General features: G+C 59.9%; 12 protein-coding genes and 1 pseudogene. 5 read left to right on the top strand and 8 right to left on the bottom strand.

Features of this window, described 5'->3' with window-relative positions; genetic code table 11:
- Positions 1-385, top strand: a 385-nt coding sequence (locus BGIM_RS54275; RefSeq protein ID WP_020474583.1) for an IS256 family transposase, incomplete at its 5' end; no start/stop codon positions are given.
- Positions 386-733: 348 nt separating this feature from the next.
- Here the strand turns inward: BGIM_RS54275 and BGIM_RS0136490 are convergent.
- Positions 734-1,105, bottom strand: a complete 372-nt coding sequence (locus tag BGIM_RS0136490) for an SPOR domain-containing protein (protein WP_020474581.1) — start codon at positions 1,103-1,105, stop codon at positions 734-736.
- A 128-nt stretch (positions 1,106-1,233) separates the two neighbouring features.
- Between BGIM_RS0136490 and BGIM_RS63890 the strand changes: the two genes are divergently transcribed.
- The 4 genes from BGIM_RS63890 to BGIM_RS0136470 are packed head-to-tail and all read left to right on the top strand — an operon-like array spanning position 1,234 to position 2,528.
- A complete protein-coding gene (locus BGIM_RS63890; protein ID WP_157369682.1) occupies positions 1,234-1,398 on the top strand; it encodes a hypothetical protein in 165 nt (54 codons plus the stop codon).
- 43 nt (positions 1,399-1,441) lie between these two features.
- A complete protein-coding gene (locus BGIM_RS63885; protein ID WP_157369681.1) occupies positions 1,442-1,636 on the top strand; it encodes a hypothetical protein in 195 nt (64 codons plus the stop codon).
- Positions 1,633-1,965 carry a DUF6166 domain-containing protein gene (locus BGIM_RS0136475; RefSeq protein WP_020474579.1) on the top strand — a complete coding sequence of 111 codons (333 nt, stop codon included), beginning with the start codon at positions 1,633-1,635 and terminating at the stop codon, positions 1,963-1,965. The genes BGIM_RS63885 and BGIM_RS0136475 overlap by 4 nt, the downstream gene beginning before the upstream one ends.
- A complete protein-coding gene (locus tag BGIM_RS0136470; RefSeq protein WP_020474578.1) occupies positions 1,962-2,528 on the top strand; it encodes an HD domain-containing protein in 567 nt (188 codons plus the stop codon). The genes BGIM_RS0136475 and BGIM_RS0136470 overlap by 4 nt, the downstream gene beginning before the upstream one ends.
- Positions 2,529-2,693: 165 nt before the next feature.
- Here BGIM_RS0136470 and BGIM_RS0136465 read toward each other — a convergent pair whose 3' ends face one another.
- The 7 genes and pseudogenes from BGIM_RS0136465 to BGIM_RS54270 form a co-directional block, all read right to left on the bottom strand.
- A complete protein-coding gene (locus tag BGIM_RS0136465; RefSeq protein ID WP_020474577.1) occupies positions 2,694-2,879 on the bottom strand; it encodes a hypothetical protein in 186 nt (61 codons plus the stop codon).
- Positions 2,876-3,049 carry a hypothetical protein gene (locus tag BGIM_RS63880; protein WP_157369680.1) on the bottom strand — a complete coding sequence of 58 codons (174 nt, stop codon included), beginning with the start codon at positions 3,047-3,049 and terminating at the stop codon, positions 2,876-2,878. The genes BGIM_RS0136465 and BGIM_RS63880 overlap by 4 nt, the downstream gene beginning before the upstream one ends.
- Positions 3,006-3,353, bottom strand: a complete 348-nt coding sequence (locus tag BGIM_RS0136460; RefSeq protein ID WP_020474576.1) for a hypothetical protein — start codon at positions 3,351-3,353, stop codon at positions 3,006-3,008. The genes BGIM_RS63880 and BGIM_RS0136460 overlap by 44 nt, the downstream gene beginning before the upstream one ends.
- Positions 3,350-3,583: a hypothetical protein gene (locus BGIM_RS0136455; protein WP_020474575.1), complete on the bottom strand. Its 234-nt coding sequence runs from the start codon at positions 3,581-3,583 to the stop codon at positions 3,350-3,352. The genes BGIM_RS0136460 and BGIM_RS0136455 overlap by 4 nt, the downstream gene beginning before the upstream one ends.
- Positions 3,580-4,020 carry a lysozyme gene (locus BGIM_RS0136450; protein ID WP_020474574.1) on the bottom strand — a complete coding sequence of 147 codons (441 nt, stop codon included), beginning with the start codon at positions 4,018-4,020 and terminating at the stop codon, positions 3,580-3,582. The genes BGIM_RS0136455 and BGIM_RS0136450 overlap by 4 nt, the downstream gene beginning before the upstream one ends.
- Positions 4,017-4,319 (bottom strand): hypothetical protein, encoded by a 303-nt coding sequence (locus tag BGIM_RS0136445; RefSeq protein ID WP_020476607.1) that lies wholly within the window; start codon positions 4,317-4,319, stop codon positions 4,017-4,019. Before BGIM_RS0136445 ends, BGIM_RS0136450 begins: the two co-directional genes overlap by 4 nt.
- 55 nt (positions 4,320-4,374) lie before the next feature.
- Positions 4,375-4,870: pseudogene (locus BGIM_RS54270) on the bottom strand (hypothetical protein); the annotation flags it as partial.

The following is a 4,870-nucleotide window of genomic DNA, read 5'->3' as shown; positions in this document are numbered from 1 at the left end:
GAGGAAGATTTATCAGGCCGCCTCGACGGCGGAGGCGGAGCAGGCACTGGATGAGTTCGAGCAAACGTGGGGCGGCAAATATCCGACCATCGGAAGGCAATGGCGGCTGCACTGGAACGACATCATCGCCATGTTCGAGTTCCCTCCCGCGATCCGCAAGGCGATTTACACGACGAATGCGATTGAGTCGGTGAACAGCGTGATCCGGAAGTTCACGCGGAACCGGAAGCAGTACCCGAACGCGGAGTCGGCGCTGAAACTGGTTTACCTGGCGATCCATGAGGCATCGAAGAAGTGGACGATGCCCATCGTTGGCTGGAAGGCAGCCTTGAACCACTTCGCCGTGATGTTTGAAGGCCGGATGCCCAAGGCCACCGGCCAGTGACTGCAACTACCGTTCCCTACAACCCTGACACAAAAGAAATTACAGGCCCTGGCCAGGGGCCGACCCCGATAGCCATCCCGGCCCATCTTGCGGCATATGCCCTAAACCTTACCGCCTCGAACATCGTCCTGTTGATCGAGTGTCACAAGGCATTGAAGTGACAGCGTCTTCATCGGCGCAAGCACTTCGGCCTTAAATGATTCAGCGTCAGCGTCCCAGCCTTCCTCTGGCTGATTCAGACCCATCTCCCTTTGCCATCCAGCACTCTGTGAGTTGAAAAATCAGTGTGTCACCCGCGACCACTTGTGGAAGGTCTGGCTCCCGGCGTGACCGGGAGTCCTCAAGCACTTACCCCACCCGCCTGACTTCGGCGTTCTGCCCCTGTCGCTCCAACCGCCAGGCCAGCCGTTGGGCGTCATCCCGGTCGCGGAAGGATTCCACCACGTCCCAGTGACCTCGATGTTGGACGACCACCTGGAACTTTGCCCGGTTGCGCCAATCGATGTCCCGGTCGTCGTGCCGGTCGCGCCCCCGGGGCGGGAAGGGGCCGACGTTTGGCCCGTAAGCCTGTCCGTATGCCGGGCCACTTGCGGGCGGGGCGGCGTCGGCTGAACCCGGGTTGAAAACCATTCCGGCGAAAGAGCCTGCGGCCAGCACTCCCGAGATTATTGTCTTGCGGATCATCACTCGCTCCTTGTTCGGGAGGCCGGTTTCTTTCATCGGCCTCCACGGGGAAGTAATGGCTCGCGGGACGGATGTTGCGCGGGGGCTTTGGGGTCTCATTTTTCGCTCATCCTCCCATCACATCTGCTTGCGCGTGCCACCAAGACGTGCTAACGCTAATTCACATGTTGACGGAAAAACAAATACGCAAAATGCTCCGCGAGCAATACCGTAAGGCCGACTCGCAAAAGGCCTGTGCCGGGGCACACGCCATCTCCGGCGGTTACGTCGGAGACGTGCTGCACGGGCGGCGAGAGCCGGGGGGACGGTGCTGGCTTCGCTGGGATTAAGGCGGGTGGTCGGGTATGAACCAACGGAGGGTAGAGACGCCGGGTGAAACTCAGGAGATTGTTGCTTGAAGCCTTCGTCATGCTGGCTTGGTTCGCCAACGCGGTTCTCGTCTGGAAATTCCTGACCGGCCTGCCCCTTGTCATCCTGCTGGCCGCGTCACTTTCGCTGGCGGGCATCCATCTGCTGTCAATCTCGATGCTCATGAAAGAAGTCCTGAATGAAAGAGAGGTGGCATGAAGCACTACGCCGCTGACAAGACACCAGACGGCTGCGAGGTCATGGTTCTGGACCTGACACATGAGGGCGGCGGGTATCCGCTCAATCCACGCAACGATCTCCGGGACCATAGTCCGGATGGTTTCAATTGGGGATATTCAGGCAGCGGGCCAAGCCAGCTTGCGCTTGCCATCCTGGCCGACGCCCTCGGCGACGACAAACTGGCCGACAGAATGCACATCGACTTCAAGAACAAGGTCATCTCCCGCCTGGACAAGGATAGATGGACATTGTCCGAGGAGGATGTTCGGCTGGCCGTTGCGGACATTGCGGCCGGAAGAAAGCGATGAGCTTGGCCGAAGAATCCTCAAACAAATCTCTGGCCGTTCTGGCCTTCGGCTTTGCGATGTGCGCTCATCGTCGTCAAACGCGGAAATACTCCGGCGAGGCGTATGTCGTCCATTGCTCCAATGTGGCGAGAATCGTCGCGGAACACACCGACGACCAAGAAATGATCGCCGCCGCCATTCTGCATGACGTTCTCGAAGACACCGATGTGACCGAAGAGGAAATGCGGGAAGCGTTTGGCGACCGAGTGACGGATCTTGTGTTGGAGGTGACGGATGTTTCACGCCCGAATGATGGCAATCGAGAAGCAAGGAAATCGCTCGACCGCGAGCATCTGGCCCGGTCCTCACCGGAGGGGGCCACGATCAAACTCGCCGACCTGATCGACAACATGGAAAGCATTGCGATCCATGATCCCGATTTCGCCCGTGTGTATCTGGCTGAGATGGAGAAGATGCTGCCGTTGCTCAGGCATGGGGAGGCGAGGTTGTGGGAGCGGGCGCGTCGAACGCTTCAGAAGGCCCAGGAGAAATTAATACTCGACAAGGCGGCCACGAACGGCTGAAATGCCCAAAAGAGCATAGGCTCCCTTGACTCGTCTTCACCGTCGGCTTCGCAGCGTTCATCGCGTTGGGGTATGCCGTCTCATGACGCCCCAACGCGATGAACGCGGAGAAGATGACGGTTTCCATCCCTTCACCAGAGGCCGAGCAGATTCGGAGCGGAGGGGCTATTTTCCCAACTCCATCACCCCCATCAGCACCACGCATCCCAGCGTCACAGCGAGCACGGTGGCGAATCCCCCGTCCGACGGCACGCCTTTTGGGTTGAACTGATTCAATCCCTTCAGCACCCGCATTTTCTCGCTTTGCAACATGCGACGGTTGTAGTTGTTCAGCCGGGGTCCGATGGTCATTGCGTGGCCCATTCGGACAGGGCCTTGTGTCTTGCCGCGCACGCCCGGTACATGGCGGCATCATCCACGCAGACTTGCAACAGTTCGCCCAGGTCGGCGATGGCGACCGTCGTCAGTTCTGGGCATTCAGCGGTCAGATTTGCCGGGGGCTTTGCCCGTGCGAGCGGCATCAAGTATTCGCACCCCGTCAGCAGGGACGCGACAACGATAAGCGGGATTGCGTGTTTCACGGGTGATCCTTCCCTGAAGTGTTCGGTTGAGTTCGTTTTGGCCGGCAAGTTCCCGTTCCAATGCGGATGATTTGGCGTTCGCCTTTTCGATGTCGGCGGCCTGCTGTTCTATCGCGGCCTCGACGGCCTTCTTCTCCGAGGCGTCCCATCGCCAGCCCTGAATGGTCCAACCTGCCCCGAAGCCAATCACGGCGGCGGCAATCAAGAAGTAATTCGTGGGGATGGAGGGAATGGGAATTTTCATGCGTCCGGCTCCGTCTTGGATTTCATGGCCACCCCGGCCCCGCCGCCGCCGAGGATCGCCCCGTAGCCCGTCCCCCAGTTGATGGGGTCAAAGGCCCCGCCCCGGTAGAGTGAGTAAAGAGATAGTCCGATGAACGCCAGGGCCCCGGCCATCCAGAGGGCGCGGCCGATGTCGAACGACTCGCCGTCCTTTCCGGTCAGGCAGTCTTTGATGAAGGAGGCGAGGATCATGCGGATACTGGCGTGAGAAAAAGTTTGCGTTCGGCCTCGCGTCGTTTCACCAGTCCGGGCAACTCGACGTTCCCGGCCTTGGTCCACATGAGCAGGCGGTCGGCGAACTCGGCATACAGGCCGCGATTGAGGCAGTTGAGCGTCTTGGTGCCGATGAGTTTTTGGGCGCCGATGTTGAACACAAACGAGGTCATTGCGGAGAACTGATTTTCGTTCAACGCCACGCGGACAATGCGGCTGACACCCTGCTCGGCGATGGCCACATCCCGTTCGAGGAACATCTCGGCGGTGGCTTCACTGATCGCCCCCATGTCCATGCGGACGCCGGTGGTGTGTCCATGTCCAATCGTGGGAATTCCCGCCGAGTCGAAGTACGGCTTAAGACTCAGTCCTTCAAATTCACGGATTAACGCAAGGCCCGCCTCGTTGCATCTCATTGGCCGCCCCTCATGATGTTAAAAATCATCTGCGGCATCTGGTCGAGCTTGGCGTCCACGGCCTCGATCTTGGAATGAACGCGGTCGAGCGTGTGCTGCATCTTGCTCTCCAGGGTGCGGGTGTCGTCTTTGGTGGTGTAATTCTCGGAGACATGGGCGCGCAGGCGGGCGATGTCCACCTGGTTCTCCTTGCCGATGTCGATGGCCTTGGACGAGCGGCCGTTGATATAAGCGGCGATGGTGGCCCCCGCCGCCGCGACTCCCCCGACCGACCAGACGATCACCTCTGTTGCCTCCATAAGCCCCTCGCTTTGTTTCATGACATTAACACAAAAACCATTCTTCGATCAACCGCTACGCCAGCGTCACCGACTTCCAGCCGCCGTCGTTGACATAGATCCGATGGCCGGTCCGGTCGTAATAGAGCGGCACCTTTCCGGTCTGGGCCGTCGGGGTTCCCACGGGCGCCCCGTCCCCGGCCGGGATATAGAGAAATCCATCCGTGGCGGTGGTCGCGAGGGCCGCCGCCGAGCCGACGATGGTCGATCCCCCGGCGTCGATGCGAAACCGGTCCGTGGCGTTTGATTCATCGCGGATGATGAACGACTTGTCGGCGTTGCGAACCGACCAGTTGGCCTTGTCGCCGCCGGTGTCCTCCAGAAAAATCTTCGGGTCATTGTCGGCGACATGCAGTTTTCCCGTGGGGGTAACGCCGTTGATGCCGACGATGAGCGTGCCCATCGCGGTCAGGGCGACCCGCTGGGTGCGGACATTGGCCGCGACGGAGGAGATGCTCCATTCGTCCTTCGCGTGGTCATGGCAATAGTCAAATCCGGTCCCGAGGGAGGGA

Source organism: Zavarzinella formosa DSM 19928 (assembly GCF_000255705.1).
GTDB lineage: Bacteria > Planctomycetota > Planctomycetia > Gemmatales > Gemmataceae > Zavarzinella > Zavarzinella formosa.
This window is presented reverse-complemented; position numbering and strand designations above follow the sequence as displayed.

What these genes read in the sequence shown, in the direction of transcription:
- BGIM_RS0136455 (WP_020474575.1), bottom strand. Translation starts at nt 3,583, where the DNA reads ATGATCCTCGCCTCCTTCATCAAAGACTGCCTGACCGGAAAGGACGGC.
- BGIM_RS0136475 (WP_020474579.1), top strand. Translation starts at nt 1,633, where the DNA reads ATGAAGCACTACGCCGCTGACAAGACACCAGACGGCTGCGAGGTCATG.
- BGIM_RS0136445 (WP_020476607.1), bottom strand. Translation starts at nt 4,319, where the DNA reads ATGGAGGCAACAGAGGTGATCGTCTGGTCGGTCGGGGGAGTCGCGGCG.
- BGIM_RS0136450 (WP_020474574.1), bottom strand. Translation starts at nt 4,020, where the DNA reads ATGAGATGCAACGAGGCGGGCCTTGCGTTAATCCGTGAATTTGAAGGA.
- BGIM_RS63880 (WP_157369680.1), bottom strand. Translation starts at nt 3,049, where the DNA reads ATGCCGCTCGCACGGGCAAAGCCCCCGGCAAATCTGACCGCTGAATGC.
- BGIM_RS0136470 (WP_020474578.1), top strand. Translation starts at nt 1,962, where the DNA reads ATGAGCTTGGCCGAAGAATCCTCAAACAAATCTCTGGCCGTTCTGGCC.
- BGIM_RS0136490 (WP_020474581.1), bottom strand. Translation starts at nt 1,105, where the DNA reads ATGAAAGAAACCGGCCTCCCGAACAAGGAGCGAGTGATGATCCGCAAG.
- BGIM_RS63890 (WP_157369682.1), top strand. Translation starts at nt 1,234, where the DNA reads ATGTTGACGGAAAAACAAATACGCAAAATGCTCCGCGAGCAATACCGT.
- BGIM_RS0136465 (WP_020474577.1), bottom strand. Translation starts at nt 2,879, where the DNA reads ATGACCATCGGACCCCGGCTGAACAACTACAACCGTCGCATGTTGCAA.
- BGIM_RS0136460 (WP_020474576.1), bottom strand. Translation starts at nt 3,353, where the DNA reads ATGAAAATTCCCATTCCCTCCATCCCCACGAATTACTTCTTGATTGCC.